We start from the raw sequence: 25,309 nt of genomic DNA, 5'->3' as shown, positions 1-25,309 counted from the left end.
CCCCGGTAGCCATGGAGGAAAAGCTCAAGGCAGCAGCATGAACCTAAAGCGGTGTCCAAAATTTCTTGACCGGTTCACCTCTCCCTAACCCTCGGCTGCGCGCCCCGCCCTGAAGGGAGAGGGGACCGTTGGGCAGAGTTGGGTGTTCTGGAGTTAGCCGGTAGCACTGAAGGTTTCCGGCTGAAACCATTCTTTCTCTCGGCACGAACAAGCCCCCTCTCCCTTCAGGGAGAGGGCTGGGGAGAGGGGACGGTCTCCACCACAAACACAGCAGCTACCGGCAAGCCCCCTTCGCGAGCAAGCTCGCTCCTACGAAAAGCGGCCCCGTGGTGCCTGTAGGTGAACCAGGCCGGCGGCGCTGTCCGGGGCGCCGACAATCCCCCGGACAACGCCGCCGGCTTGGCTGCTCAGTGCCCGGCCGGTCTTGCGGCGGCGCGGCTGGCCAGCATGCGGCCGAGCAGGGCGATGAGGGTGAGGGCGATCAGCAGCACCGAGATGGCCGCCACCGCCGGGTCGATGTTGTCGCGCAGGCCGGACCAGATCTGCCGCGGCAGGGTGTTGACCTCGGTGCTGGTGACGAACAGGGTCACGGCGATCTCTTCCCAGCTCAGCGCGAAGCACAGCAGCGCGGTGCTGGCCACGCCCAGCTTGAGGTTCGGCAGCACCACCAGGAAGGTGGTCTGCGCCAGGCTGGCGCCGAGGTTGCGCGCGGCCAGTTCGATACGCCGGTCCAGTTGGCTCAGCGCCACCAGCATGGTCACCACGCCGTAGGGCACCACCATCACGATGTGGGCGATGGTCAGGCCGAACAGGGTGTCGTAGCCCAGGCCCGGGGCGAACTTGCTGACGGTGGTTTCCATGAAGTACAGGACCATCGCCGAGATCATCGGTGGGATCGCCATGGGCAGCAGCACCAGGCCGATCAGCAGGGTCGCCCAGCGCGAGCGCAGGTACCAGATGCCCAGGGCGAAGCTCACCGCCAGGGCGGTGGCGACCACGCAGGTGGCGCTGGCCACCACCAGGCTCTGGCCCACCGCCGAGAGCCACTCGGGGCTGTCCAGCAGCGCCTTGTAGTGGCGCAGCGACCAGTTGCCGTCGGGCATCGAGAGGAAGCGCTTGCCGGTGAAGGACACCGGGATCACCGCCAGCAGCGGGAACAGCATGAAGATCATCGCCATCGCGGCGAGCAGGCGGCTTGGCGCCTTGCTTTCGTGTGCGTTCATCTCGTCAGCCCACCAGTTTATCGACGCGGGTCATGCGCAGCAGCGCCCAGATCAGCCCGGCCACCAGGGCCAGGAGCACCACGCTGAGCGCCGCGCCCAGGCCCCAGTTGCTGGTCTGGAACATCTGCAGGTAGACGTACTCGGCCACCATCACCGTCTGCCCGCCGCCGAGGATCGCCGGGGTGATGAAGAAGCCCAGGCAGAACACGAAGACGATGATGAAGGCGCCGAGGATGCCGGGCACCGTCTGCGGCACGAAGATGCTCCAGAAGGTACGCAGCTGCCCGGCGCCCAGGCCGCGGGCGGCCAGCAGCACGCGCGGGTCGAGGCGGCGCATGGTGGACACCAGCGGGAAGAGCGCGAAGGGCACCATGAAGTGGACCATGCCGATCACCACGCCCAGTTCGTTGCGCGTCAGCTGCAGCGGCTCGCTGGTGATCCCCAGCGCCTGCAACCAGCCGTTGAGCAGGCCGTTGCTGCGCAGCGCGATCAGCCAGCCGAAGGCGCGCACCAGCACCGACAGCCAGAACGGGATGAACACGCAGATTTCCACCATGCGCTGCCAGAACGGCGAGCTGTACACCCAGTAGTAGGCCATCAGGTAGGCGATCAGCAGCGACACCACGCTCACCGTGGTGCACAGGCGGAAGGTGCGCCAGAGCACGTCGTGGATCGCCGGGTCGCTGGCGATGCGCTGGTACTGCTCGATGCCCGGAGTGGGCAGGCTGAAGCTCCAGCCCACCACCCCGGCGAAGGGCAGCACGTAGAACAGCAGCAGCACCAGCGGCAGCGGCGCCAGCAGGAAGGCCAGCTTCAGCCGCGAGGGGTTCTCGGCCATTGGCTTATCTCACTTGGACACGTGGGTCAGGTACTGCTCCAGGGCCACCGCATAGTGGTCGGTGTACCACTCGTGGCTGAGCATGATCTGCCGTGGCAGGTTGTCCGGATCGGTGCAGTTCAGGTGCCTGCGGTCGGCCGGGATGAGCGAGGCGGCGGCGGGGTTGGCCGGGCCGTTGCCGAACAGCTTGAACAGCTCCACCTGCGATTGCGGGTCCTGGGCGTAGGCGATGAAGCGCATGGCCGCGTCCTTGCCCGCCGGGTTGCCCTTGAGCACGCCCCAGTTGCTGCAACCGAGCAGGGCGTTGTCGAAGGTCCACTTGATGCGCCCTTCGCTGTCCTCGGTGATCACCTGGGCGCGGGTGTTCCAGATCGCGCCCATGCTCACTTCGCCCTCGATCAGCAGCTGCTGGGTCTCGGCGCCCGAGCCCCAGAAGGCCAGGATGTGCGGCTTGAGTTCGTCGATCTTCTTCAGCGCGCGCGGCACGTCCAGCGGGTAGAGCTGGTTCGCCGGCACGCCGTCGGCCAGCAGCGCGGCTTCCAGCATGCCGTTCATCCACTTGTACAGGGTGCGCTTGCCGGGGAAGGCCTCCACGTCCCAGAAGTCCTTCCAGGTCTTCGGCGCCTTGTCGCCGAAGCGCTCGCTGTCGTAGGCGATCACGTAGCTGAGCATGTAGTCGGCGATGCCGTATTCGTAGGCGAAGCCGGGCAGCACCTTGTCCTTCGACACGATGCTGTAGTCGATGGGCTCGACCAGGTTTTCCCTGCCCAGGTTCTGCAGGATGGAGCTTTCCGCGTCGACCACGTCCCAGCTCACCCGGCCGCTGCTCATCTGGGTGCGGATGGCGCCCTCGGTGGGGCCGCTGCCGTCGATCTTCACCGGGATGCCGGTGGCCTTGGAGAAGCCCTCGGTCCAGGCCTTGCCGAATGCCTTGATGGCGTCGCCGCCCCAGTTCACCACCACCAGCGGCTTGTCGCCGGCGGCGAAGCTGACGCCGCTGCGCAGCGCCAGGGGCAGGGCGGCCAGCAGGCCCATGCCCTTGAGGAAGGTGCGGCGGTCGACCTGGCCGCGACGGGCCTTTTCCATGAGGACTTCGATGCAGTCTTGCTGATGCGGGTTGAACATGTGGCGGCTCCCAGGCAGGGGAATAGCGAAAGGGGATGGGCGCGGGGCCCGGGTCAGGCGAGCAGCAGGCTCTTCTCGATCGGCCAGCTCAGCCAGACGCGGGAGCCCTGGTCCAGGCGCGCGGCCTGGTGGTCGGCATGCACCGCCAGGCTCATGGGCAAGGCGCCTTCGGCGGCGGTGGCCAGGCCCAGCTCTGTGCTGGCGCCCTGGTAGGTCTTGGCGGTGAGCACCGCCTGCACCACGTTGTGCCCTGCGACGCTGGGCAGCGTGCTGTGCAGCTGCATGTGCTCCGGGCGCACCGCTAGCAGCGGCGCGGCGGCGTCCAGTGCGGCCGAGGGTTCGGCGTGCAGCTCGGCGTCGCCGAAGCGCCCGCGGGCGAGGGCGCCGGCGCGGCCCACCTGGCTCAGCGGGAACAGGTTCATCTTGCCGAGGAATTCGGCGACGAAGCGGTTGCTGGGCTGGTTGTAGATGGTCTGCGGGGTGTCGATCTGGGCGATGCGGCCGCGGTTGAAGATGGCGATGCGGGTGGACAGGGCGAGGGCTTCGTTCTGGTCGTGGGTGACGAACACGAAGGTGGTGCCGACCTGGCGGTGGATGCGCTGCAGTTCCTGCTGCAGCTGCTCGCGCAGGTTCTTGTCCAGCGCCGAGAGCGGTTCGTCGAGCAGCAGCATGTCCGGCTCGAACACCAGGGCGCGGGCGATGGCCACGCGCTGCTGCTGGCCGCCGGACAGCTCGCCGGGGCGCTTGCCCAGGTGCTCGCCGAGGCCGACCACCTCGAGCATGCGCCGCACCCGGCGGTTGCGTTCCTCGGCCTTCACGCCGCGGATCTTCAGCGGGAAGGCGACGTTGTCCTCGATGCTCATGTGCGGGAACAGGGCGTAGCCCTGGAACACCATGCCGAAGTTGCGTTTTTCCGCCGGGCGCCGGGTGATGTCGCCGCCCTGGGCCTCGAGGCGCCCGCTGGACGGGTCCTGGAAGCCGGCGAGGATCATCAGGAAGGTGGTCTTGCCGGAACCGGAAGGGCCGAGCAGGGTGAGGAATTCGCCTTGCTGGATATCGATGGACACCTCGTCCAGGGCTCGGAAATCGCCGTAACGCTTGCCGATCTGGATGGCACGAAGCTGGGGCTGTCGCTCCACTGCGCTTTACCTCGTTTCTTGTTCTTGTACGAGTGGGCCGACTGGTCGGTCAGCGGCCCTTTTGCGCAGTATTGTCAAATCCTTCTTCGCTTCAATCGCGTTTTTTCGCCGTCATTGTTCAAATTCCTTCACCTGTTTCCTTCACCTATCACGCCACCGCGGCTGCCCTTGCGGAATTGCTCGGACAGCCGCAGCTCGGCTTTCATCCAGGCCTTGAAGGCCTGCACGTCGGGGCGTTCGGTCTTGGCCGCGTCGGTGACGAAGTAGTAGCGGTTCGGCGGCTCGATGGAGACGTTGAACAGCCGCACCAGTTGCCCCTTGGCCATGGCGTCGCCGCTGACCAGGGCGTCGCCCATGGCCACGCCCTGGCCGGCGATGGCCGCCGACTGCACCAGGTGCGCGTCGGAGAAGACGATGCCGTTGCGCACGTTGAGGTCGCGCACCCCGGCGGCCGCTGCCCACAGCAGCCAGTCGGAGTGGTCGACCATGTGCAGCAGCGGCAGGTTGGCCAGGTCCTCGGGCGAGTCCAGGCCGCCGGCGGCGTTGAGCAGCGAGGGGCTGCACACCGGGAAGGTGTCGAGGGTGGCGATCAGCTCCACGTGCAGGTCCGGCCAGTCGCCCACGCCGTAGGCGATGAACAGGTCGACGTCGCGGTTGCTGACGTCGTCGGGGATGCGCGGCGCCACCAGGTTCAGCTCCACCTGCGGGTGGGCGCGCTGGAACTGGCCGATCTGGTGGCACAGCCAGTAGGTGGCGAAGCCCGGGGTGCAGCTCACGCACAGGCGCCCGGCGATCTCCTGGGCGTCGGTGAAGCGCCGCGCCTCGTTGAGGATGGCCAGGGCGCGCTGGGTCTCGCGGGCGAAGTATTCGCCGCGGTAGGTCAGCACGATGCCGCGCCCGGCCTTCTCGATCAGCGCGGTGCCCAGGCAGTCCTCCAGGCTGTGCAACTGGTGGCTCACCGCGCTGCGGGTGAGGCTCAGCTCGCTGGCCGCGGCGGACAGGCTGCCCAGGCGGGCGACGGCGTCGAGCACGCGCAGGGCGGTCATCGAGGGGAAACGCATGGGGTCACTCCTGGCGCGCTTGCGCGCGCCGCTGGCGGAAGCCTTCCGGGGTGGTCCCGGCATGGCGCAGGAAGGCACGGTGGAAGCTGGTGACGTGTTCGTAGCCGAGCAGGAAGGCGATCTCCTGCAGGCTCATGTGGCTGGCCAGCAGGTAGCGCTCGGCCAGGGCCATGCGCACCTCGTAGACCACGCCCTTGAAGGTCAGGCCGTGGGCGCGCAGGCGCCGCTGCAGGGTGTGCGGCGGCAGGCGGAAGTGCGCGGCGGCCTGCTCCAGGTCCGGCAGCGGCACGCGGGCGTTCTGCAGCAGGTAGAAGCGCAGGTCGTCGGGCAGCGCCTCGCCGCTCTCGAAACTGGCCAGGGTGGCCGCGCCCTGGGCCTGGCACAGGCGCAGCACCGAGGGGTTGGAGGTGGAGAAGGGGCGGTCGTGGAAGGCCCTGGGGATGCGCAGTTCGGCGCGGCTGGTGGCGAATTCCACGCGGCCGGGGAAGATTTCGCCATAGAGCGCGGCATGGGCCGGCGCGGCGAACGGCAGGCGCACCTGCATGCCGTCGCACTCGGCCAGCTCCGGCAGGCGCTGGCACAGCCAGCGCCAGGTGCTGCTGAACCATTCCTCCAGCAGCGCCTGGCTTTCCATCGGGCTGTAGGGCGGCGCCTGCAGGGCCAGCACCAGGTGCTCGCCGTGTTCCTCGCGGGCCACGTGGATGGGGTGGGGCAGCAGGCTGGAGGGCTGGCCCAGGGAGATGTCCCAGGAGCGTCGCAGGTTGGCCGCGCTGATCAGCGCGTAGCCGATCACCCCGAGGTCGAACAGGTTGTAGCGCTGGCCCAGGCGCAGGAAGAAGTCGCTGGCGCCGAGCAGCCCGGCGGCCTGGCGCAGCAGGCGGTAGTAGCGGGCGAAGGTCATGCCGGCGGCGGCCTCGGCGGCCGGCACGCCCAGGCCGGCGAGCAGCGGCGCCAGGGGCGGCAGGTGCGGGCGGGCCTGCCATTCCTCGAGGAAGCGCTGGTACAGCTGGCGCGCGGCGTAGTCGATCTCGGACTGCTGGTCGGGCATGGATGTTGTTGTTATCTGAGGCTAGCGAGTTGTCATCTTATGCTAGTCCGTGGTCGCTGGCAGCTCCCTATACTCGGCGCAAAACAACAAGGGAGCACCGAGATGACGGCGCCCGATACTTTCCGTTCGTCCCATTCGCCTGCCAACCGCCACGCCGACCTGCTGCTGCGCAACGGCCGCTTCTACACCCTCGACCCGGCGCAGCCCTGGGCCGAGGCCGTGGCCATCCGCGACGGCCGCTTCCTCGCCGTCGGCCGTGCCGAGGCGCTGGAGCACCTGGTGGGGCCGCGGACCCTGCAGCACGACCTCGGCGGGGCCTTCTGCATGCCCGGCCTGCACGACATGCACACCCACCCGGACCTGGCCCTGGCGCCGCGCTACGCCGACGACCTCGACGTCGGCATCGAGGACCCGAGCCCCGAGCAGCTGGCCGCGGCCATCCGCGCCTACGCCGACAGTCACCCCGGCGACGGCTGGGTCTATGGCCAGTACTGGGTGCGCTACACCTTCCGCGAGGCCGGGCTGAAGCCGGGCCGCGAGTGGCTCGACAGCGTGCTGCCGGACCGCCCGGTGGCGCTGCTCGACCGCATGTGGGGGACCATGATGGCCAACTCCCGCGCCCTGGCGCTGGCCGGCATCGACGCCAGCACCCCCGACCCGCGCAACGGCTACCTGGAGCGCGACGAGCTGACCGGCGAGCCCAACGGCCTGCTGATCGACGGCGCCTACGCGCTGATCCACGCCGCCATGCCGCCGACGCCCATCGAGGTGCTGCGCCGCGCCTACCGCGACGGCGTGCATTTCCAGAGCGCCCGCGGCGTGACCGCCAGCAAGTACGTGCACGTCTGCGAGCGCCGCCTGCAGGCGCTCAAGGAACTGGACGACGCCGGCCAGCTGACCCTGCGGGTGGAAGCGGCCATCAGCTGGCAGGACGACATCTTCCCGGTGCGCCGGCGCTGGGAACTGCTCGGCGGCGAGCGCCACTACTACCGCAGTGCGCGGCTGTCGGCCAACGCGGTGAAGTTCCACTTCGACGGCACCGTGGAACCGCGCTCGTCCTTCCTCATCAGCCCCTGGCCGGGCGAGGACAGCTGGCGCGGCAAGCTCAACCTGACCCCCGAGCACATCACCGACATGGTGGTGGACATGGACCGCCGCGGCATCCGCGTCATCGCCCACTGCACCGGCGACGGCGCCTCCGACGTGTTCCTCGACGCCGTGGCCGAGGCGCGCCGGCGCAACGGCTTCAGCGGCATCCGCCACCAGTGCGCGCACAGCACTATCCTGCATCCGGGCAACCTCAGGCGCTTCCGCGAGCTGGAGGTGATCGCCGAGTTCTCCCCGGCGGCCTGGTACCCCACGCCCTTCGCCAGCGGCGCGCGCTCCGGCTACGGCGCCGAGCGGCTGAAGCGCATCTACGACTACAAGGGCGTGCTGGCCGCCGGCGGCATCGCGGTGATGGGCACCGACTGGCCGGTGGCCTCCATCGACCCCTGGCTGGCCCTGGAGACCATGGTCACCCGGCAGAACCCCTGGAACGACGACCCTGCCTGCTTCGGCGAGCCCATCGGCCTGGAGCAGGCGCTGAAGGTGGCGACCCTCAACGGCGCCCACGCCATGGGCCTGGAGGCGCTGACCGGGAGCATCGAGGCCGGCAAGTCGGCGGACTTCATCGTCCTCGACCGCGACCTTTTCGCCCAGCCGCCGCGCGGCTACATCCACCGCACCCAGGTCGAGCAGACCTTCGTCGAGGGCCGCCCGGTGTACGACCGCCAGGGCACCTTCGCCAACGGCCCGCTGCAGGCGGTCTGGCAGGGCGAGGTGCCGCAGGTGATGGGGGACGACCGATGAGCATCCCGGTGACCGTGGTCGCCGGCTTCCTCGGCGCCGGCAAGACCACCCTGCTGCGCCGCCTGGTGCGGCAATGCGCCGGGCAGCGCCTGGCGCTGATCGTCAACGACTTCGGCGAGCTGAACGTGGACGCCGAGATGATCGCCGAGCAGAGCGACGCGGTGTACGCCCTGCAGAACGGCTGCCTGTGCTGCACCATGCAGGACGACCTGCTGGCCCAGCTCGGCCGCCTGGCCCAGGTCCAGCCGCCGGTGGAACGCATCGTCATCGAATGCAGCGGCGTGGCCGACCCGCAGCCGATCGTCCAGGCCCTGGGCTACCCGCAACTGCGCAGGCACATGCACCTGGATGCGCTGGTCACCCTGGTGGACGCCGCCCGCAGCCAGCCGCTGGAAGGCGAATACGCGCAACTGGAAAGGCGCCAGGCGGCCGCGGCCGACCTGCTGCTGCTGAACAAGGCCGACATCGCCACGCCGGAACAACTGCAGGCCCTGCGCCAGCGCTTCGGCGAGCCGCGGCGGATGCTGCAGACGGTGCAGGCGCAGATTCCCGACGAGCTGCTCTACGGCGAACGCCCGGACGCACGCCCGCAGCGCCTGCAGGCGGTGGGCAGGCAGAACCACGGCGAGCTGTTCGACAGCTGGACCTGGCGCCACGCCGGACAGCTCGATCCGCAGCGCCTGCGCGCCTGGCTCGAGCAGTTGCCGGAGGGCCTGTTCCGCCTCAAGGGCCGCGTCCAGGTCCGCGGCCGCGAACAGCCGTTGTGGCTGCAGTACGTGGGCGGCCGCAGCCAGTTCCTGGCGGCGCAGGCGCAGGAGGGGGAGAACTGCCTGGTGTTCATCGCCAGCGCCGATGTCGGGCTGCGCGAAAGGCTGGAGGCCGGCCTGGAGCAGTGCCTGGCGGCCTGAGCCGTTGCGGGCCCTGGGGGGGCGGCGGATAACGCCGTAGGCGTTATGCGCCCTACGCGGTGATTGGCCGACGGGGAAGATGGATAGTGTCACCCTGTAGGAGCGGACTCCGTCCGCGATAACCGGACGTTCCGGCGCGATTCGCGGATGAGATCCGCTCCTACAGTTGCCGTGAGACACGGCTTTCCCACCCCATAGGAGCGGGGCGGCTCAGCACACCGCGATATGCGAATCCGCCCGTGGTTCGGTGCCGCCGCAGAGCACGCCGGTGACGGGGTCGCGGACGATGATCTGGCCGCGGCCGTAGTCGGTCAGGTCGCAGGCCACCTGCACCTCGTGGCCGCGGCGGGCGAGGGCGAAGGCCAGGTCGCGCGGGGCGGTCTGCTCGATGCCCACCTTCATACCGCCCAGCCATTGCCAGCGCGGGGCGTCCAGCGCCGCTTGCGGGTTGAGGCCGAAGTCCACCAGGTTCATCACCATCTGCACATGGCCTTGCGGCTGCATGTAGCCGCCCATCACGCCGAAGGGGCCGACCGCCACGCCGTCCTTGCTGAGGAAGCCGGGGATGATGGTGTGGAAGGTCTGCTTGCCCGGGGCCAGGGCGTTGGCGTGGTCGGGGTCGAGGCTGAATTCCGAGCCGCGGTTCTGCAGGGCGATGCCGCTGTCCGGCAGCACCACGCCGGAGCCGAAGCCGTGGTAGGCGCTCTGGATGAAGGAGACCATGTTGCCTTCGCCGTCGGCGGCGGCGATGTACACCGTGCCGCTGGCGTGCGGGTCGCCGTGGCGCGGTGGCTGCGCGCGCTCGCCGATCTCCTGGCGGCGGCGGGCGGCGTAGTCGGCGCCGAGCAGGTCGGCGCAGGCCACGCGCATGTGCTCGGGGTCGGTGATGTAGTGCAGGCCGTCGGCGTAGGCCTTCTTCATCGCTTCCAGCTGGCGGTGCCAGGTGAGCTGGCTGTCGCGCTGGTCGAAGTCGAAGCCCTGGAGGATGTTCAGCGTCATCAGGGCGATCAGGCCCTGGCCGCTGGGCGGGATTTCCCAGACGTCGTAGCCGCGGTAGTTGGTCTTGATCGGCTCGACCCACTTCGGCCGGTAGCCGGCCAGGTCCGCCGCGCCCAGGTGGCCGCCGCTGGCGGCGGCATGGGCGGCCAGGCGCCGGGCGATGGCGCCGCGGTAGAAGCTTTCGCACTTCGTCTCGGCCAGTTCGGCGAGGGTCCGCGCCTGGGCCGGGTTGCGGAACAGCTGGCCGGCCCGCGGCGCCTCGCCGTCGACCAGGAAGGTGGTGAACCAGGCTTCCAGGGCCGGTTCGCGCTCGCGGCTGGCCTGGTATTCGCGGCGGGCGATTTCCCACTGGTGGGCCACCACCGGCGACACCGGGAAGCCGTCGCGGGCCAGGGCGATGGCCGGTTGCAGCAGGTCGGCGAAGGGCAGCTTGCCGAAGCGCTCGGACAGCGCGGCCCAGGCCGAGGGAATGCCCGGCACCGTGACCGGCAGCCAGCCGTGCACCGGCATCTTCGCGTGGCCGGCGGCCTTCACCGCGTCGATGCTCAGCGAGGCCGGGGCATGGCCGCTGGCGTCCAGGCCGTGCAGCTTGTCCTTGACCCAGACCAGGGCGAAGGCATCGCCGCCGATGGCGCAGCCGGTGGGCTCGACCACCGTCAGCGCCGCCGCGGTGGCGATGGCAGCGTCGATGGCGTTGCCGCCGGCGCGCAGCATGGCGATGCCGGCCTCGGCGGCCAGCGGCTGCGAGGCGGCGACCATGCCGTTGCGGGCGAAGACGCTCTGGCGCTGGGAGGCATAGGGGTATTCGTGGGCGGAGAAACGCAGCATGGAGGGCGTCCTTGAATCAGAGTACGCGGCTGAGGAATTCCCGCGTGCGCGGGTGGTGGGGGTTGCCGAACACCTGGGCCGGCGGGCCTTCTTCGATCAGCTCGCCCTGGTGCAGCACCACCACGCGGTCGGCCACTTCGCGGGCGAAGCCCATCTCGTGGGTGACCACCACCATGGTCATGCCTTCCTCGGCCAGCTCCTTCATCACCTGCAGCACCTCGCCCACGGTTTCCGGGTCCAGCGCGCTGGTGGGTTCGTCGAACAGCATCGCCTGGGGCTTCATCGCCAGGGCGCGGGCGATGGCCACGCGCTGCTGCTGGCCGCCTGAGAGCTGCGCCGGGTAGTGCTCGGCCTTGTCCGCCAGGCGCACCCGGGCGAGCAGCCGGCGGGCCAGTTCGATGGCTTCGCCGCGGGGGAGGCCGAGCACCTGGGTCGGCGCCTCGATGATGTTCTCCAGCACGGTCATGTGCGGGAACAGGTTGAAGCGCTGGAACACCATGCCGATGTCGCGGCGGCGGCGGGCGATGTTGCTCTCCGAGTCGCGCACCAGCTTGCCGTCGGCGCGCTCGCGGTAGCCCATCAGCGCGCCGTTGACGCGGATGCTGCCGCCCTGGATGTCCTCCAGCAGGTTGATACAGCGGATGAAGGTGGTCTTGCCCGAGCCGGAGGCGCCGATCAGCACCACCACCTCGCCCCGGTGCACGTCCAGCGACACGCCCTTGAGGATTTCCAGCGGGCCGAAGGCCTTGTGCACGTCGCGGGCCTGGATCACCACGTCTTTCGCGGTCGGGATCATCTCAACGCCCCCTCAGCAGTTTCATGGCCTGCTGGCCGAACATCCGGCTCGGCGCCGGGGCGTGGCCCTCGGACCGCCCGAAGCGCTTCTCCAGCCAGCGCTGGAAGAAGCCCCAGAGGGTGGTCAGCAGCAGGAAGTAGATGGCCACCACCAGGTACAGCTCGAACACCCGGAAGGTCGCCGAGGTGACCATCTGGGTGCTCAGCAGCAGTTCCTGCACGCCGATCACGCTGACCAGGGTGGTGTTCTTCAGCATCACGTTGAACTCGTTGCCCAGCGGCGGAACGATGACGCGGAAGGCCTGGGGCAGGACGATGCGCCGCATCAGCTTGGCGAAGGTCATGCCCAGCGAGCGCCCGGCCTCGTACTGGCCCTTGTCCACCGCGCCGATGCCGGCGCGGATGATCTCGGCCATGTAGGCGCCTTCGTTGAGGCCCAGGGCGATGATCGCCGCCTGGATGTTGCCGGGCAGGATGAACAGCCCCAGGTCGATGTCCTCGAAGCGGAACAGCCCGCCGGCGGCCAGCGCGGTGTAGAGGAAGACGATCTGCACCAGCAGCGGCGTGCCGCGCATCAGCCACACGTAGAAGCGCACCGGGTATTGCAGCAGCGGGTTGGACGACAGCCGCAGCAGCGCCGCCAGCAGGCCCAGCACGCAGCCCAGGAGCATGGCGCTGACGGCGATCACGCAGGTCAGCCAGAGGCCGTACAGGTAGATGTCGCTCGGCTTGAGCAGGTATTGCCAGAACACGTCCCAACTGAAATTCATGGTCGCTTACCTCGGCTCAGTCGAGCTTGTCGCCTTCGATGTGCCACTTGGCGAGCAGCGCCTGGTAGCTGCCGTCGGCCTGCATGTCGTCGATGATCTGCTGCACCGCTGCGCTCAACTGCTGGTCGTCCTTGCGGATGCCCAGCCCGGTGAGGATGCGGGCGAAGGCCGGCACGCCGATCTCGAACAGGTCCGGGGCCATGCCCTGGTAGTAGCCGGCGGTTTCCACGGTCGTGCCGTAGGCGTCGGCCTGCTGGATACGCAGGGCCTGGAAGGCGTCGGTGTCGGTGTTGTAGACGATGACCTTCAGCGGCGCCTTGCCGGCCTGCTTCAGCTTCTCGTTATGGGCATCGAGCAGGGTGCGGATGGTCGAGCCGTTGAGCACCGCCACCTTCTTCCCGGACAGGTCGTCCAGGGTATGGATGCCCTTGGGGTTGCCCTTGGCGACCACCACGGCCTGGCTGGAGTACATGTAGTTGACCATGTCGATCACTTCGCGCCGCTCGGGCTTGTCGAACAGCTGGTCCACCAGCATGTCGCACTGCCTGGCCAGCAGCGCCGGGATCAGCCCGGAGAAGGGCGTCACCCGCCATTCGATGCGCTTGTCGCCCAGGCGCTTGGCGATGGCCTCGCCGAGGTCGACGGTCACCCCGGTGAGCTTCTGCGAGGCGTCGTAGAAGCCCATGGGCGGGGAGTCCATGCCACCGCAGAACACCACCTTGTCGGCGGCCTGCAGGCGGTCGGGGATCTTCACCGCGTCGGCGTGGGCCAGCGGGGCGGTGAGGCAGAGGGCGAGAAGGCACTGCGGAATCCTGCGTACGAACATGTTCAGCTCCAGTGGGTGGGGTTGCCGTGGCAGTTCAACGGGACAGGCGAAGGCCGGGTCTCAGGCGCCCGTCGCTTCGAGGAACTTCAGCAGCGAGGGCACCGTGCCCTCGATGTGCTCGCAGAGCACGCGCTCGGCTTCGCGGGCGTCGCCGCTGCGCAGGGCGTCGAGGATCACCGCGTGCTCCTCGCGGGCGCTCATCGGCTTGTCGACGTGCTGCAGCCACAGGCGCATGTGTGGCTCGATCACCGAGTACAGCGCGTTTATCTGGCGCAGCAGGCGCGGGCGCTCGGCCAGGCTGCAGAGGTATTCGTGGAAGACGCGGTGGCGGCTCACCCACTCGGCGCTGTCGTCGCGGTAGTCGTCCATCTCGTCCAGCAGGCGTTCCAGGCGCGCCAGCTGGCGTTCGCCCAGCTTCGGCACCGCGAGGCGGATGGCCAGGCCTTCCAGGGCGCTGCGCATCTCGAAGACTTCGCGCATTTCCTCGATGTTCAGCCCGCTGACGATGGCCCCGCGGTTTGGCCGCAGCGTTACCAGGCCTTCGGCGGCCAGGCGGCGGAAGGCCTCGCGCACCGGCATGCGGCTCATGCCGATGTCGTTGGCGATGTCTTCGGCGATCAGCCGGTCGCCGGTGCGGTACTGGCCCTTGCAGATGGCGTCCAGCAGGTAGCTGTAGGCCTCTTCCTCGGCGGTGACGGGTTGGCGGTCGTAGTTGGGTACCAGGCGCATGGGGCGCTCCTTTTGGATTTCTGTATCCAATTATCCATGCATGCAATCAAGCAGATGCCGTGCCAGGACGGCTGTTCGAGGTGCAAGTATTTGATCTGCCGGGAATTCGGGGGGAATGGGGGAGGGCGGCAGGCTGCCGGTGGAGCATCGAAAGGTAACTTCCTGGCCGCGGCGTGCGTCATGCTGGTGCGTGGCGGGCACTTTTGGTAACGCGGCGGGGACGTTCGTCGGGGCGGGGCCCGGGCGGTCGTGTCGCGGCGGTATCGGCGGGCGTCGATGCATGGCCCACGGCCTTCGCGCCGTCGCATACCCGCGACCGTCGGTCTCAGCCGAAAGAATGGCCGTGATGCCCACCCTTGACGCTTCGCTGGCGGCCTGGTGAGCTTGGCGCGGGCGCCCAGGGGGCGTTCGCTGGTTCGCTGGCGCTTGCAATTTGACGGCTGTGTTCCAAGCTAGGTCAGGGCATCGCTTTCTGTTAAGGTTCGCGGATTCGATGGCGCTCGCACAGCGCCCGGTTCCACTCTTTATGCATGAGGTGCTGTGTGATCAAGGTGCTGGTGGTCGATGACCACGATCTGGTGCGCACCGGAATTACCCGCATGCTGGCCGACATCGAGGGCCTGCAGGTGGTGGGGCAGGCGGAGTCCGGCGAGGACGCCCTGCGGCTGGCCCGCGAGCTCAAGCCCGACGTCGTCCTGATGGACGTGAAGATGCCCGGCATCGGCGGCCTCGAAGCCACCCGCAAGCTGATGCGCAGCCAGCCGGACGTGCGCGTCCTGGCCGTGACCGTCTGCGAGGAAGACCCGTTCCCCACGCGCCTCATGCAGGCCGGCGCCTCCGGCTACCTGACCAAGGGCGCGGCCCTGGAGGAGATGGTCCAGGCCATCCGCCAGGTCTTCGCCGGGCAGCGCTACATCAGCCCGCAGATCGCCCAGAGCCTGGCGCTGAAGTCCTTCGAGCCGGAGAAGGGCGGCTCGCCGTTCGACTCGCTGTCCGAGCGCGAGATCCAGATCGCCCTGATGATCGCCAACTGCCACAAGGTGCAGAGCATCTCCGACAAGCTCTGCCTGTCGCCCAAGACGGTGAACACCTACCGCTACCGCATCTACGAGAAGCTCTCCATCACCAGCGACGTCGAGCTGGCGCTGCTGGCGGTGCGCCACGGCATGGTGGATGCCAGCAACTAGATGAGCGCGGTGTTCGATTCGGCAGCCTACCTCGCCACCTGCAGCGGCCGCCCCGGCGTCTACCGCATGTTCGATGCGGACGCCAAGCTGCTCTACGTCGGCAAGGCGAAGAACCTCAAGAAGCGCCTGGCCAGCTATTTCCGCAAGACCGGCCTGGCGCCCAAGACCGCCGCCCTGGTGGCGCGCATCGCCCAGGTCGAGACCACCATCACCGCCAACGAGACCGAGGCGCTGCTGCTGGAGCAGACGCTGATCAAGGAGTGGCGGCCGCCGTACAACATCCTCCTGCGCGACGACAAGTCCTACCCCTACGTCTACCTGTCGAGCGAGGACGAATACCCGCGCCTGGCCCTGCACCGCGGCGCCAAGAAGGCCAAGGGCCGCTACTTCGGGCCCTACCCGAGCGCCGGCGCCATCCGCGAGAGCCTGGCCCTGCTGCAGAAGGCCTTCCTGGTGCGGCAGTGCGAGGACAGTTACTTCCGCAACCGCACCCGGCCCTGCCTGCAGTACCAGATCAAGCGCTGCAAGGGTCCCTGCGTCGGCCTGGTCAGCCCCGAGGAGTACGCCGAGGACGTGCGCCACTCGGTGATGTTCCTCGAAGGCCGCAGCAACCAGCTGGCCGACGAGCTGAGCAGCGACATGGAGCAGGCGGCGATGCGCCTGGACTTCGAGCGCGCCGCCGAGCTGCGCGACCAGGTCGCCATCCTGCGCCGCGTGCAGGACCAGCAGAGCATGGAGGGCGGCAACGGCGACGTCGACGTCATCGCCGCCATGGTCAACCCCGGCGGCGCCTGCGTGCACCTGATCAGCGTGCGCGGCGGGCGGGTGCTGGGCAGCAAGAACTTCTTCCCCCAGGTGGGCATCGAGGAAGACCTGAGCGAGGTGCTGCTGGCCTTCCTCGGCCAGTACTACCTGAGCCACCACGAGCGCGAGCTGCCGGCCGAGCTGATCGTCAACGCCGTGCACGAGGACTTCCCGGTGCTGGTAGAGGCCATCGCCAGCGCCCGCGGCCGCGAACTGGAGATCAGCCACCGGGTGCGCGGCACCCGCGCGCGCTGGCAGCAACTGGCGATCACCAACGCCGAACAGGCCCTGGCCGCGCGCCTGGCCAACCGCCAGCACGTCGCCGCGCGCTTCGAGGCCCTGGCCGAAGCGCTGGACCTGGACGAGCCGCCGCAACGCCTGGAGTGCTTCGACATCAGCCATTCCAGCGGCGAGGCCACGGTGGCCTCCTGCGTGGTGTTCGGCCCCGAGGGCCCGCTGAAGTCCGACTACCGGCGCTTCAACATCGAGGGCATCACCGGCGGCGACGACTACGCCGCCATGCACCAGGCCCTGACGCGGCGCTTCAGCCGCCTGAAGGAGGGGGAGGGCAAGATGCCCGACATTCTCCTGGTGGACGGCGGCAAGGGCCAGTTGGCCATGGCCCGGGAAGTGCTCCAGGAGCTGGCGGTGAGCGGGCTGATCCTGCTCGGCGTGGCCAAGGGCGTGACGCGCAAGCCGGGCCTGGAGACCCTCTACCTCAACGATGCCGAGCACGAATTCACCCTGCCGGCGAATTCCCCGGCGCTGCACCTGATCCAGCAGATCCGCGACGAATCGCACCGCTTCGCCATCACCGGCCACCGCGCCCGCCGCGGCAAGGCCCGGCGCACCTCGAGCCTGGAAGAAGTGCCGGGGGTAGGGCCCAAGCGCCGCCGCGAGCTGCTCAAGCATTTCGGTGGGTTGCAGGAACTGGGCCGCGCCAGTATCGATGAGATCGCCAAAGCCCCGGGCATCAGCAAAAAGCTGGCCGAGCAGATTTATGCTGCCCTGCACAGCGAGTAGAATGCCGGGCTCAACTCACCGGCCAGTGGTCCCGATGAATATTCCGAATCTGCTCACTCTGCTCCGCGTCCTGCTCATCCCGATCTTCATCCTGCTGTTCTACATGCCGTTCCCGGGCAGCCACCTGGCCTCCAGCGCGGTATTCGCCCTGGCCGCGGCGACCGACTGGCTGGATGGGTATCTGGCGCGCAAGCTGGGGCAGAGCACGCCCTTCGGCGCCTTCCTCGACCCGGTGGCGGACAAGCTGATGGTGGCGGTGGCGCTGGTGCTGCTGGTGGAAGAGCACGCCAACCTCTGGCTGACGCTGCCGGCGGTGATCATCATCGGCCGCGAGATCGTGGTCTCGGCGCTGCGCGAATGGATGGCCGAACTGGGCGCCCGCGCCCACGTCGCCGTATCCAACCTGGGCAAGTGGAAGACCGCCGCGCAGATGGCCGCGCTGGTGATCCTGCTGGCCAACGCCCCGCTGTTCACCTTCTGGGTGCTGCTGGGCTACGGGCTGCTGATCGTCGCCGCGGCCCTGACGCTGTGGTCCATGCTGCACTACCTGCTGGCCGCCTGGCCGCACCTGAGCACCACCCCGAAAGAGAAATAACTTTTTTTGAATCAAAGGGTTGACGAGGCTCCAGAAAAAGATAGAATGGCGCCCGTCAACACGACGCGGGAATAGCTCAGTTGGTAGAGCACGACCTTGCCAAGGTCGGGGTCGCGAGTTCGAGTCTCGTTTCCCGCTCCAAATATCGACCTGCAGATGTCCACTGGCATTTGCAAGTCACTGAAAAAAGGGCCGAAAGGCCCTTTTTTCGTTCCGCCGTAAAAACCTTCCCTGCACCTCCTTCCTGAGTCTTCATCCTGCCGTCGGGCTAACGGGTGAAGCCCCTTTTTGCCGTTGCGCCGGTCTTCTCGAGACCTGTCGTGGCGGGACCTCCAGAGCGTCTTGAATGCCATGCCCCGCCGGTTTGCGGGTCGGCCCCCCCGCCGACTACCTGCGCTGGGGGGACGTTCAGGTTTCGTCGGAGCGCCATGCTCGGTTCACACAAGAACAACGACAGGTGCTCCAATGCGAAGCCCACAGACCGCTCCCGATGCCTGTGCATCGGCCGTTGCCTCTACGCCCGCCCGCGCAGGTATCCATCATGCCGCTCCATGTCCCAGGAGCGTCCCCAGGTCGGCAGCCCATGTCTCGGCGCAAGGCTCCGCCCAGACGGGGTTGCTGCCCTGGCTGGCCCGCCTGTCCCCGTGGCTGCTGATCGCCGGCATCGGTTATGCGGCCGTGTTCGTCAAACCCCATGTCACTGGCGCTGCGTTGTCCCAGCCGGTCGTCGAGCGGCGCGACATGTTCTTCGGCGCCGCGGGGGATTCCGCTTCGCTCTGGGTGGTCGGCCAGGCCGGGGCCGTGCTGCATGGGCAGGCGGGAGCCAACCGCTGGAGCCGCGAAGCCTTCCCCGCGCGGACCAACCTGCAGGCGGTGGCGGTTTCGCCCGATGGGGTGGTGGTGGCCGCGGGCAATGGCGGGGAGCTCTGGGTGAAAGCCCCGGGGGGCGACTGGCGCAAGGTGAGCCTGCCGGTGGCGGAGGTGGGGAACAAGCTGCTCGACGTGCAGTTCATCGCCGGCCGTTTCTGGGTGGTGGGGGAGATGGGCGCGCTGTTTCGCTCCAGCCCGGAGGGTTCTTCCTGGGAGCGCCTTGGGCAGGAGCAGGACGTGGCCTTCAACGCCATCCGGCCTGGCGCGGAAGGCGACCTCTGGATCGCCGCCGAGTTTGGCCGCCTGCTGCGCAGCCGCGATGGCGGGATGACCTGGAGCACCGTCGAACTCGGCAGCGAGAGCCTTCGCTCCGTGGCCTTCAACGGCCGCACCGGAGTGGCCGTGGGCAACACCGGGCATGTCTACGTCAGCCCCGATGGCGGTGATAGCTGGAACGCCATCGAACCTTTCACCCATGAGCATCTGCATGACGTGGCGGTGACGGACGGACTCTGGAGCGTGGTGGGCGAGCATGGGTTGTTCTTCCAGAGCCGCAATCCCGCCGCGCTCTGGCAGGACGCCGCGCCGGCGGGCCTGGGCAAGGGCTATTTCACCCGCGTGCTGCCGGTCGCCGGCGGCAACCTGCTGGTCGGTCGGCAGCTCGCCATGGTCGATGCCGGGCGCCTGGCCGCGGTGCCGTCGGGGGAGCAGCCATGAGCCAGCTGAAGAACTTTGCATCTCGCCTGGCGGAGTGGTCGATCGCACATCGCCGGCCGGTGAGCCTGATAGTCGCGCTGATCACCCTGTTCTTCGCCCTGTGCCTGACGCGCCTGGACATCCAGACGCGTTTCGCCGACATGGTGCCCCATGACCATCCCTACGTGCGGGTGCACCAGGCCTACAAGGACAGCTTCGCCGCGGGCAACCGCGTGACCATCCTGGTTGAGGCCCGCCAGGGGGACATCCTGCGCGGCGACATCCTCGCCGAGGTCCAGCGCATCACCCTGGCGCTGCGCAAGGTCGAGGGCGTCAATCCCCAGCAGATCGTCTCCATCGCCTCGCGCAAGCTGAAGCGGGTGGAGGCCTCCAGCGAGGGCATCGAGACGCAGCCGCTGATGGGCGAGCAGGTCCCGCGCAGCGAGGCCGAGCTGCGCACCCTGCGCCAGGCGATCCTCAACAATTCGATGGTCTACGGCCTGTTCGTCGATCGCGACTTCGGCTCGACGCTGATCCAGGTGGACTTCTATGACCACCTGGTGAACTACAAGGCGATCTTCCCGCAGATCCAGGCGATCCTCGATGCCTCGCCGATCAAGGACCAGGTCAGCCTGCACCTGGTGGGGGAGCCGATCCTCTATGGCTGGGTCGCCCATTACCTCCCGGAAACCCTCGGCCTGTCGCTCCTCTCGCTCGGGGCGATGCTGGTGCTGCTGTTCGTCTTCAGCCGTACCTGGCGGGGGACGCTGCTGCCGCTGATCGCGGGGACCATCTCGGGTACCTGGGCCCTGGGCATCAGCGCTTTGCTGGGCTACAACTGGGACCCGCTGGTGGTCGTGGTGGCCTTCATCATCACGGCCCGGGCCTTCTCCCATTCGGTGCAGCTGATCACCCGTTTCGACGACCTCGCCGTCGATGGCCAGGTGACCCCGCGGCGCGCCGCCGAGCAGGCCATGGCCGAGCTGTTCCGCCCCAGCATGCTCGGGCTCTACGCCGATGCCGGCGCCATCCTCTGCGTGATGCTGACGCCGATCCCCCTGCTGCACAAGGTGGCGATCATCGGCGCCGTGTGGGTCATGAGCATCGCCGTGTCGGCGGTGGTGATGACGCCGATCCTGTTGTCCTGGATCCGGCGCCCGCAAGGCTTCGTGCACCCGCTGAACCTCGATTTCATCCTGCGCGCCGTGCTGCGGGCTGCCTCGCTGCTGGTTTCGACCAGGGCCCGCTACTGGGTGGCGCCGGTGTGCCTGCTGCTGCTCTGCGGGCTGCTGTTCGAGGCCTCGCGCATCCAGGTCGGCGATGCCAGCGACGGCTCGCCGATCCTCTGGCAGGACGCGCCGTTCAATCGCGACAGCGCCCTGGTCAATCGCCTCTACCCGGGCTCCGAGCAGATGTTCGTGGTCATCGAGGGACATGGGCCGGACGCCCTGAAGGCGCCCGAGGTGCTGGACTGGGCGCAGCGCTTCTCCCGCTACATGGAGCGCCAGCCCGAAATAGGCGGAAGCGTCTCGCTGGCCGACCTGGTGGTGGACATCCGCCGCAATCTCTACGAGGGCAACCCGCGTTACCGCGAGCTGGGCGCTTCGCAGACCGAGAACGGCGAGCTGATCAACTTCTACCTGCAGGGTGCCGCGCCGGAGGACATGGCGCAGTACGCGGACCGCCAGTTCCGCAATGGCGCCATCACGCTGTTCTTCCGTGACCACAAGGGCGAAACCCTGCGCAATGCCATCCACTATGCCCAGGCATTCATCGCCGGGAATCCGCTGAAGCAGGCCGACGTCAAGCTGGCCGGCGGCAGCCTGGGGGTGATCGCCGCGGTCAACGAGGTGCTGCTCAGGGACCAGATCGAGGCCATCGCCCTGGCCTTCCTGGTGGTCGTGGTCTGCTGCCTGGTGGTCTACCGCTCTTCCGTCAGCGGCATCTTCTTCATCATCCCGGTGCTGGTCTCCAACGTCGTCACCTTCGCCTTCATGTCCTGGCAGGGCATCGGCATGAGCATCAGCACGCTGCCGGTGGTCGCGCTGGGCATCGGGCTGGGCGTCGATTACGCCTTCTACATCGTCGACTCGATCAAGGAGTTCCTGGAGAAGCGCCCCGATGCGACGCCGCTGGAGGCCGTGCTGCAGTCCATCGGCTCGGCCGGTAGAGGCGTGCTGCTGACAGCCTTCACGCTCGCGGCGGGGGTTCTGCTGTGGACGCTTTCCTCGTTGCGCTTCCAGGCCGAGATGGGGCTGCTGATCGGCCTCTGGCTCATGGTTTCCGCCTTCACATCGCTGTTCGTCATGCCCGCCCTCGCGCTGGTGTTCAAGCCCAGGTTCATCTTCGCCGCGCCGCTTGAGGAGGAGCGGTGCGCCCCGGGTATCCAGACCAGCGGCTGAGCGACTGACGTTCGTTGCTACCTGCCGTCAATAACAACAATGAGAGGTGTATCGAATGCAATCCAGAAGACCGATTGCGAGACCGTCCTGGGCCCTGGCCCTGCTGCCTTTGAGCATGTTGCCCTGCGGGGCGCAGGCGATGGACTACGGAAATGACGATTTCGGCTTCAGCCTGGGGGGCTACATCAGGGGCTGGACTTCCTTCAACCTCAAGGACGCGCCGGAAACCCACGGCGACGACAAGGGCAAGCTGTCCATGCTGCGGACGTCGCTGTTGCTGGATGCCGATGCGGTCACCGGGCCCTTGAGCTGGAAGGCCATCACCCGTGTCGACAAGGAGGTGATGACCGACTACCAGCGGGACCTGCAGGACCTCAACCGCTCCATGGTCAACACCGGCTTCCGCGGCCGCGGCAGCGACCTCATGGACCAGTACGACCGGGCCGAGCTGCGCGAATTCTATTTCGACTACGAGAAGGACCGGGTGAAGGTCCGTGTCGGCAAGCAGCAGGTGGTCTGGGGGGAGACCGACTTCTTCCGCGCCATGGACGTCGTGCAGGGCTTCGACTATCGCTGGCGCTCCTTCCTCGAGCCGGAGAACGAGGAGCTGCGCAAGCCGCTGATCATGGTCAACACCACGATCCAGGTGCCCGAAGCCGACGGCTCCCTGCAGGTGCTGCTGCGCCCGGGGCTGGATGCGCATAACGCCATAGGCAACAGCGTGGACTTCTATGGCGGGCGCTGGGCGCCGCAGCCGTACCGGGGGACCGATTTCTACTCGCTGCTCGACACCGACTACGAGCATTCGGCAGGCGACAACCGGAAGGTGACCGGCGGGCTGCGCTGGGCGGGGATCATCGGCGACGTCAACTACTCGCTGGCCTGGCTCAAGTCCTATCAGGGCGACCCGGTCGTCAACTCGCGCTTCAACCCCTACCACGACACGCCCAAGGGCGTGCTGGGGGACCTGATCTACCCCGAGATCACCGTCTGGGGGGCAACCGCCAGCACCTACGTGCCGGCAGCGGATGCCGTGTTTTCCACCGAGCTGGTCTATACCCAGGACGCCGCGTTCAACTACGGCAGCGAGCCGCTGGCGCCGGGCCTGCCACCGGGCTTCAGCGGCCTCATGCGCAAGGACACCTTCACCACCATGCTGCGCATGGACAAGACGGTGGACCTGTCCCGCTTCCTGGGCACCAGCCGGCCGTCCTTCCTTTCGGCCCAGCTGTTCAACACCCGGGTGCTCGGTTTTTCCGAGGACGACGACCTGGTTGCGCTGGCCGCCTACACCGCCAAGAAGAAGCGTGATACCACGATCTTCACCACCGTGCTGCAGGCCAACTACCGCAACGACACCATCAACCCGTCGCTGGCCGGCGGCGTCGACCTGTCGGGGGACGGTGGCTTCCTGATACCGGCGGTGGAGTTCGCCATGGGCGACAAGTGGCGGCTGCGCGCCGAAGCCGACCTGTTCTTCGCCGCGGGCAACAGCAACGACTCCGCCCAGGAAGACAACGGCGCCACCCGGCTGTTCGGCTACTTCGACACCCACGACCAGCTGGTGCTGCGTCTGACCCGTCAATTCTAGTTCTGGTGAAAAACGATGAACGTACTTTTCAAGTATGCCGCCTTCGCATTGGCCTTCGGCCTGGCCACCTCGGCCGCGGCCACGGAACTGGCGGCTGGCACCCGCATCGACAAGAGCAATCTCGACAAGGTGCTGGGCGATACCTTCGAAGGCAAGCCGCTGAAGGAACTGCTGACCGAGAAGGTCCAGTGGCAGATCAGGAACTACAACCTGGGGCTCACCCTGGCGGCTTCCAAACCCGTGGCGCTGGACCCGGCCTACCTCAAGGCCAGCGCCGACAACGCCGGCAAGGTGACTTTCGACAAGGCCACCCGCACGGTGAAGGGTTGGGAAAAGGGCGTGCCTTTCCCGCAGATCGATGAGAAGGACCCGGACGCCGGGGACAAGATCGTCTGGAACTTCATCTACGGCCGCCCCATGGGCGACTCCCAGGAACTGAAGAACTTCCACTACATCCTGATCGATGCGAAGACCGGCGTCGAACGCGTGCAGCGCTACCGCCTGGACCGCTTCTATACCCGTGGCCGGCTCAACGGGCCGGCGAGCATCGGCGACGACTTCATGCTGCAGAACACCCTGCTGTTCGCCGAGGCGCCGCAGGACATCAAGGGGATCGGTACCTACACCAAGCGCTATGCCGATGGCTTCAAGATCGACGATGTCTGGGCCTATGTGAAATCGGTGCGGCGCGTACGGCGGATCTCCGGCAATGCCTGGATGGACCCGGTAGGGGGGCTGGACATCCTGGGCGATGACATCGACGTCTGGGACTCGCCGCCGAATTGGTACAAGAGCATCAAGCTGGTCGGCAAGCGCTGGATCCTCGCCGTGACCGATACGCCCAATACCGTGGGCAGCGAAGGGCAGGGCCCCGCGGCGCAGTTCCCCTGGCTGGACGTCTCCACCGCGCCCTACTGGAACCCGAACCCCAAGCTGGGCTGGCAGCCCCGCGAGGTCTGGGTGCTGGAGGGCACGCCGCCGGATGCCCACCCGTACGGCAAGAAGATTCTCTACGTCGACGTCCAGGCCAATCGCCCGCTGATGTCCGAGATCTACGACAAGAACGGCGAGTTCTGGCGCTTCCACCACATGCAGCAGCAGTCCATCACCGGCGAGGACAGCTACAAGGCGATCCTTCCCGTGCAGGGCGAGCAGATCGACTTCAAGCGCCAGCACGCGACCAACTTCGTCTCGACCTACGTGGTCAACCGCAAGGGCGCCAAGGAGTCCGATTTCTCCCTGGGCAAACTGGAAGCGGCCGGCAAGTGACGGCAGGGTCGCCGGCCCCCGGGCCGGCGACTCCATGACAACAATAGGAGCCAAGGCGATGACCCTCTGTAACCTTCCCCCCCAACAGTGGCCTGCCGAACCCAAGGTACAGCTCGGCCCCTGGGCCTGCGAGCCGCCGCTGGACGAGGAGTCCGAAGCGTTCCGCCAGAGCCTGCGCCAGTTCGCCAGCAAGACCATGCGCCCCATCGGCCAGGAGCTGGACCGCCTGAGCGCCGAGCAGGTGGCGGCCAAGGGCTCGCGCCTGTACGAGTTCTTCGCCGAGTACGACAAGCTCGGCATCAGCCAGGAACTGCTGGCCAGCCTGAGCGACGAGCAGCGTGCGGTGATGTTCCCGCTGCTGTTCGAGGAACTCGGCTGGGGCGATGCCGGCCTGGCTATCGCGGCGGCTGCGCGCATGTTGCCGCTGTACATGGCGGCCAAGCTGGGCAACCGGTTCGTGCTCGATGAATATTCCGAGCAACTGATCGGCTGCTGGGGCATCACCGAGCCGGATCATGGCAGCGACTCGCTGGATGCCAGCCGGCAGGTCTTCCACCCCCAGGGCAGCTATGGCCGGCCCAACTGCGTGGCGCGGGTCAGCAACGGGCAACTGGTGATCAACGGGCAGAAATCCGCCTGGGTCTCCAACGGCTGTATCGCCGACCTCTGCGTGCTCTATTGCGCCGCCGACACGCCCAACGGCCCGGATACCCAGCGCGGTTACTGCGTGGT

At 67.8% G+C, this 25,309-nt stretch carries 20 protein-coding genes, 1 tRNA gene and 1 pseudogene; 11 read left to right on the top strand and 11 right to left on the bottom strand.

From position 1 onward, the window contains the following. Positions 1–407 precede the first annotated feature (407 nt). The 6 genes from VV867_RS28885 to VV867_RS28860 all read right to left on the bottom strand — a co-directional run bounded on the left by VV867_RS28885 (position 408) and on the right by VV867_RS28860 (position 6,434). Positions 408–1,223, bottom strand: coding sequence for an ABC transporter permease (locus VV867_RS28885; protein ID WP_109933835.1), 816 nt, complete (start codon positions 1,221–1,223; stop codon positions 408–410). A gap of 4 nt (positions 1,224–1,227) precedes the next feature. Beyond that, the gene (locus VV867_RS28880) at positions 1,228–2,061 is read right to left on the bottom strand and encodes an ABC transporter permease (RefSeq protein ID WP_328568253.1); all 834 of its coding nucleotides are present in this window, start codon (positions 2,059–2,061) and stop codon (positions 1,228–1,230) included. A gap of 9 nt (positions 2,062–2,070) precedes the next feature. After that, positions 2,071–3,186, bottom strand: a complete 1,116-nt coding sequence (locus tag VV867_RS28875) for an ABC transporter substrate-binding protein (protein WP_328568252.1) — start codon at positions 3,184–3,186, stop codon at positions 2,071–2,073. Positions 3,187–3,239: 53 nt separating this feature from the next. Further along, on the bottom strand, positions 3,240–4,325 hold the full coding sequence (locus VV867_RS28870) for an ABC transporter ATP-binding protein (protein WP_328568251.1): 1,086 nt from the start codon (positions 4,323–4,325) through the stop codon (positions 3,240–3,242). A gap of 128 nt (positions 4,326–4,453) precedes the next feature. After that, complete coding sequence (locus tag VV867_RS28865) at positions 4,454–5,386, bottom strand: LysR substrate-binding domain-containing protein (RefSeq protein ID WP_089391398.1); 933 nt, start codon at positions 5,384–5,386, stop codon at positions 4,454–4,456. Between the two features lie 4 nt (positions 5,387–5,390). Continuing rightward, entirely contained in the window at positions 5,391–6,434 is a 1,044-nt protein-coding gene (locus VV867_RS28860) for a helix-turn-helix transcriptional regulator (RefSeq protein ID WP_109933839.1), read from the bottom strand. Between the two features lie 102 nt (positions 6,435–6,536). Between VV867_RS28860 and VV867_RS28855 the strand changes: the two genes are divergently transcribed. Together VV867_RS28855 and VV867_RS28850 are read left to right on the top strand one after the other, a co-directional pair. Beyond that, a complete protein-coding gene (locus VV867_RS28855) occupies positions 6,537–8,285 on the top strand; it encodes an amidohydrolase (protein WP_328568250.1) in 1,749 nt (582 codons plus the stop codon). Beyond that, positions 8,282–9,193 carry a CobW family GTP-binding protein gene (locus tag VV867_RS28850; protein ID WP_328568249.1) on the top strand — a complete coding sequence of 304 codons (912 nt, stop codon included), beginning with the start codon at positions 8,282–8,284 and terminating at the stop codon, positions 9,191–9,193. Before VV867_RS28855 ends, VV867_RS28850 begins: the two co-directional genes overlap by 4 nt. Positions 9,194–9,403: 210 nt before the next feature. On the opposite strand, the gene VV867_RS28845 is transcribed toward VV867_RS28850, so the two are convergent. Genes VV867_RS28845 through VV867_RS28825 form a run of 5 tightly spaced genes read right to left on the bottom strand, consistent with a single transcriptional unit; the run spans position 9,404 to position 14,140 of the window. Next, positions 9,404–11,020 carry a gamma-glutamyltransferase family protein gene (locus VV867_RS28845; RefSeq protein ID WP_275629954.1) on the bottom strand — a complete coding sequence of 539 codons (1,617 nt, stop codon included), beginning with the start codon at positions 11,018–11,020 and terminating at the stop codon, positions 9,404–9,406. 16 nt (positions 11,021–11,036) lie between these two features. Beyond that, positions 11,037–11,816 (bottom strand): amino acid ABC transporter ATP-binding protein, encoded by a 780-nt coding sequence (locus VV867_RS28840; RefSeq protein ID WP_275629955.1) that lies wholly within the window; start codon positions 11,814–11,816, stop codon positions 11,037–11,039. Position 11,817: 1 nt separating this feature from the next. Beyond that, on the bottom strand, positions 11,818–12,585 hold the full coding sequence (locus tag VV867_RS28835) for an amino acid ABC transporter permease (protein WP_328568248.1): 768 nt from the start codon (positions 12,583–12,585) through the stop codon (positions 11,818–11,820). 16 nt (positions 12,586–12,601) lie between these two features. Next, positions 12,602–13,411, bottom strand: coding sequence for an ABC transporter substrate-binding protein (locus VV867_RS28830; protein ID WP_328568247.1), 810 nt, complete (start codon positions 13,409–13,411; stop codon positions 12,602–12,604). A gap of 60 nt (positions 13,412–13,471) precedes the next feature. Further along, on the bottom strand, positions 13,472–14,140 hold the full coding sequence (locus tag VV867_RS28825) for a GntR family transcriptional regulator (RefSeq protein WP_109933845.1): 669 nt from the start codon (positions 14,138–14,140) through the stop codon (positions 13,472–13,474). Between the two features lie 542 nt (positions 14,141–14,682). Between VV867_RS28825 and gacA the strand changes: the two genes are divergently transcribed. The 9 genes and pseudogenes from gacA to VV867_RS28780 form a co-directional block, all read left to right on the top strand. Further along, positions 14,683–15,327, top strand: coding sequence for a response regulator transcription factor GacA (gene gacA / locus VV867_RS28820; protein ID WP_009619673.1), 645 nt, complete (start codon positions 14,683–14,685; stop codon positions 15,325–15,327). Further along, entirely contained in the window at positions 15,328–17,154 is a 1,827-nt protein-coding gene (gene uvrC, locus VV867_RS28815; RefSeq protein ID WP_328568246.1) for an excinuclease ABC subunit UvrC, read from the top strand. A 34-nt stretch (positions 17,155–17,188) separates the two neighbouring features. After that, the gene (gene pgsA, locus VV867_RS28810) at positions 17,189–17,749 is read left to right on the top strand and encodes a CDP-diacylglycerol--glycerol-3-phosphate 3-phosphatidyltransferase (protein WP_074979477.1); all 561 of its coding nucleotides are present in this window, start codon (positions 17,189–17,191) and stop codon (positions 17,747–17,749) included. A gap of 65 nt (positions 17,750–17,814) precedes the next feature. Continuing rightward, a tRNA-Gly gene (locus VV867_RS28805) sits at positions 17,815–17,890 on the top strand. Between the two features lie 474 nt (positions 17,891–18,364). Then, positions 18,365–19,336: a WD40/YVTN/BNR-like repeat-containing protein gene (locus VV867_RS28800; RefSeq protein WP_074979479.1), complete on the top strand. Its 972-nt coding sequence runs from the start codon at positions 18,365–18,367 to the stop codon at positions 19,334–19,336. Beyond that, a complete protein-coding gene (locus tag VV867_RS28795; RefSeq protein ID WP_074979482.1) occupies positions 19,333–21,717 on the top strand; it encodes an efflux RND transporter permease subunit in 2,385 nt (794 codons plus the stop codon). The genes VV867_RS28800 and VV867_RS28795 overlap by 4 nt, the downstream gene beginning before the upstream one ends. A gap of 55 nt (positions 21,718–21,772) precedes the next feature. Continuing rightward, entirely contained in the window at positions 21,773–23,308 is a 1,536-nt protein-coding gene (locus VV867_RS28790) for a DUF1302 family protein (RefSeq protein ID WP_074979484.1), read from the top strand. A 15-nt stretch (positions 23,309–23,323) separates the two neighbouring features. Further along, positions 23,324–24,577 (top strand): DUF1329 domain-containing protein, encoded by a 1,254-nt coding sequence (locus VV867_RS28785; RefSeq protein ID WP_074979486.1) that lies wholly within the window; start codon positions 23,324–23,326, stop codon positions 24,575–24,577. A gap of 58 nt (positions 24,578–24,635) precedes the next feature. Beyond that, positions 24,636–25,309 (top strand): annotated as a pseudogene (locus VV867_RS28780) (acyl-CoA dehydrogenase family protein); the annotation flags it as partial.

It is taken from the genome of Pseudomonas sp. JH-2 (genome assembly GCF_036231725.1).
GTDB classification, from domain to species: Bacteria; Pseudomonadota; Gammaproteobacteria; order Pseudomonadales; family Pseudomonadaceae; genus Pseudomonas; species Pseudomonas delhiensis.
Note: the sequence above shows the minus strand (reverse complement) of the source record. Positions and strands in the feature narration are given on the sequence as shown.

Excerpts from the sequence above, each read along its gene's own strand:
- VV867_RS28885 (WP_109933835.1), bottom strand. The coding sequence starts at position 1,223 with ATGAACGCACACGAAAGCAAGGCGCCAAGCCGCCTGCTCGCCGCGATG.
- VV867_RS28880 (WP_328568253.1), bottom strand. The coding sequence starts at position 2,061 with ATGGCCGAGAACCCCTCGCGGCTGAAGCTGGCCTTCCTGCTGGCGCCG.
- VV867_RS28875 (WP_328568252.1), bottom strand. The coding sequence starts at position 3,186 with ATGTTCAACCCGCATCAGCAAGACTGCATCGAAGTCCTCATGGAAAAG.
- VV867_RS28865 (WP_089391398.1), bottom strand. The coding sequence starts at position 5,386 with ATGCGTTTCCCCTCGATGACCGCCCTGCGCGTGCTCGACGCCGTCGCC.
- VV867_RS28860 (WP_109933839.1), bottom strand. The coding sequence starts at position 6,434 with ATGCCCGACCAGCAGTCCGAGATCGACTACGCCGCGCGCCAGCTGTAC.
- VV867_RS28855 (WP_328568250.1), top strand. The coding sequence starts at position 6,537 with ATGACGGCGCCCGATACTTTCCGTTCGTCCCATTCGCCTGCCAACCGC.
- VV867_RS28850 (WP_328568249.1), top strand. The coding sequence starts at position 8,282 with ATGAGCATCCCGGTGACCGTGGTCGCCGGCTTCCTCGGCGCCGGCAAG.
- VV867_RS28845 (WP_275629954.1), bottom strand. The coding sequence starts at position 11,020 with ATGCTGCGTTTCTCCGCCCACGAATACCCCTATGCCTCCCAGCGCCAG.
- VV867_RS28840 (WP_275629955.1), bottom strand. The coding sequence starts at position 11,816 with ATGATCCCGACCGCGAAAGACGTGGTGATCCAGGCCCGCGACGTGCAC.
- VV867_RS28835 (WP_328568248.1), bottom strand. The coding sequence starts at position 12,585 with ATGAATTTCAGTTGGGACGTGTTCTGGCAATACCTGCTCAAGCCGAGC.
- VV867_RS28830 (WP_328568247.1), bottom strand. The coding sequence starts at position 13,411 with ATGTTCGTACGCAGGATTCCGCAGTGCCTTCTCGCCCTCTGCCTCACC.
- VV867_RS28825 (WP_109933845.1), bottom strand. The coding sequence starts at position 14,140 with ATGCGCCTGGTACCCAACTACGACCGCCAACCCGTCACCGCCGAGGAA.
- uvrC (WP_328568246.1), top strand. The coding sequence starts at position 15,328 with ATGAGCGCGGTGTTCGATTCGGCAGCCTACCTCGCCACCTGCAGCGGC.
- pgsA (WP_074979477.1), top strand. The coding sequence starts at position 17,189 with ATGAATATTCCGAATCTGCTCACTCTGCTCCGCGTCCTGCTCATCCCG.
- VV867_RS28795 (WP_074979482.1), top strand. The coding sequence starts at position 19,333 with ATGAGCCAGCTGAAGAACTTTGCATCTCGCCTGGCGGAGTGGTCGATC.
- VV867_RS28790 (WP_074979484.1), top strand. The coding sequence starts at position 21,773 with ATGCAATCCAGAAGACCGATTGCGAGACCGTCCTGGGCCCTGGCCCTG.
- VV867_RS28785 (WP_074979486.1), top strand. The coding sequence starts at position 23,324 with ATGAACGTACTTTTCAAGTATGCCGCCTTCGCATTGGCCTTCGGCCTG.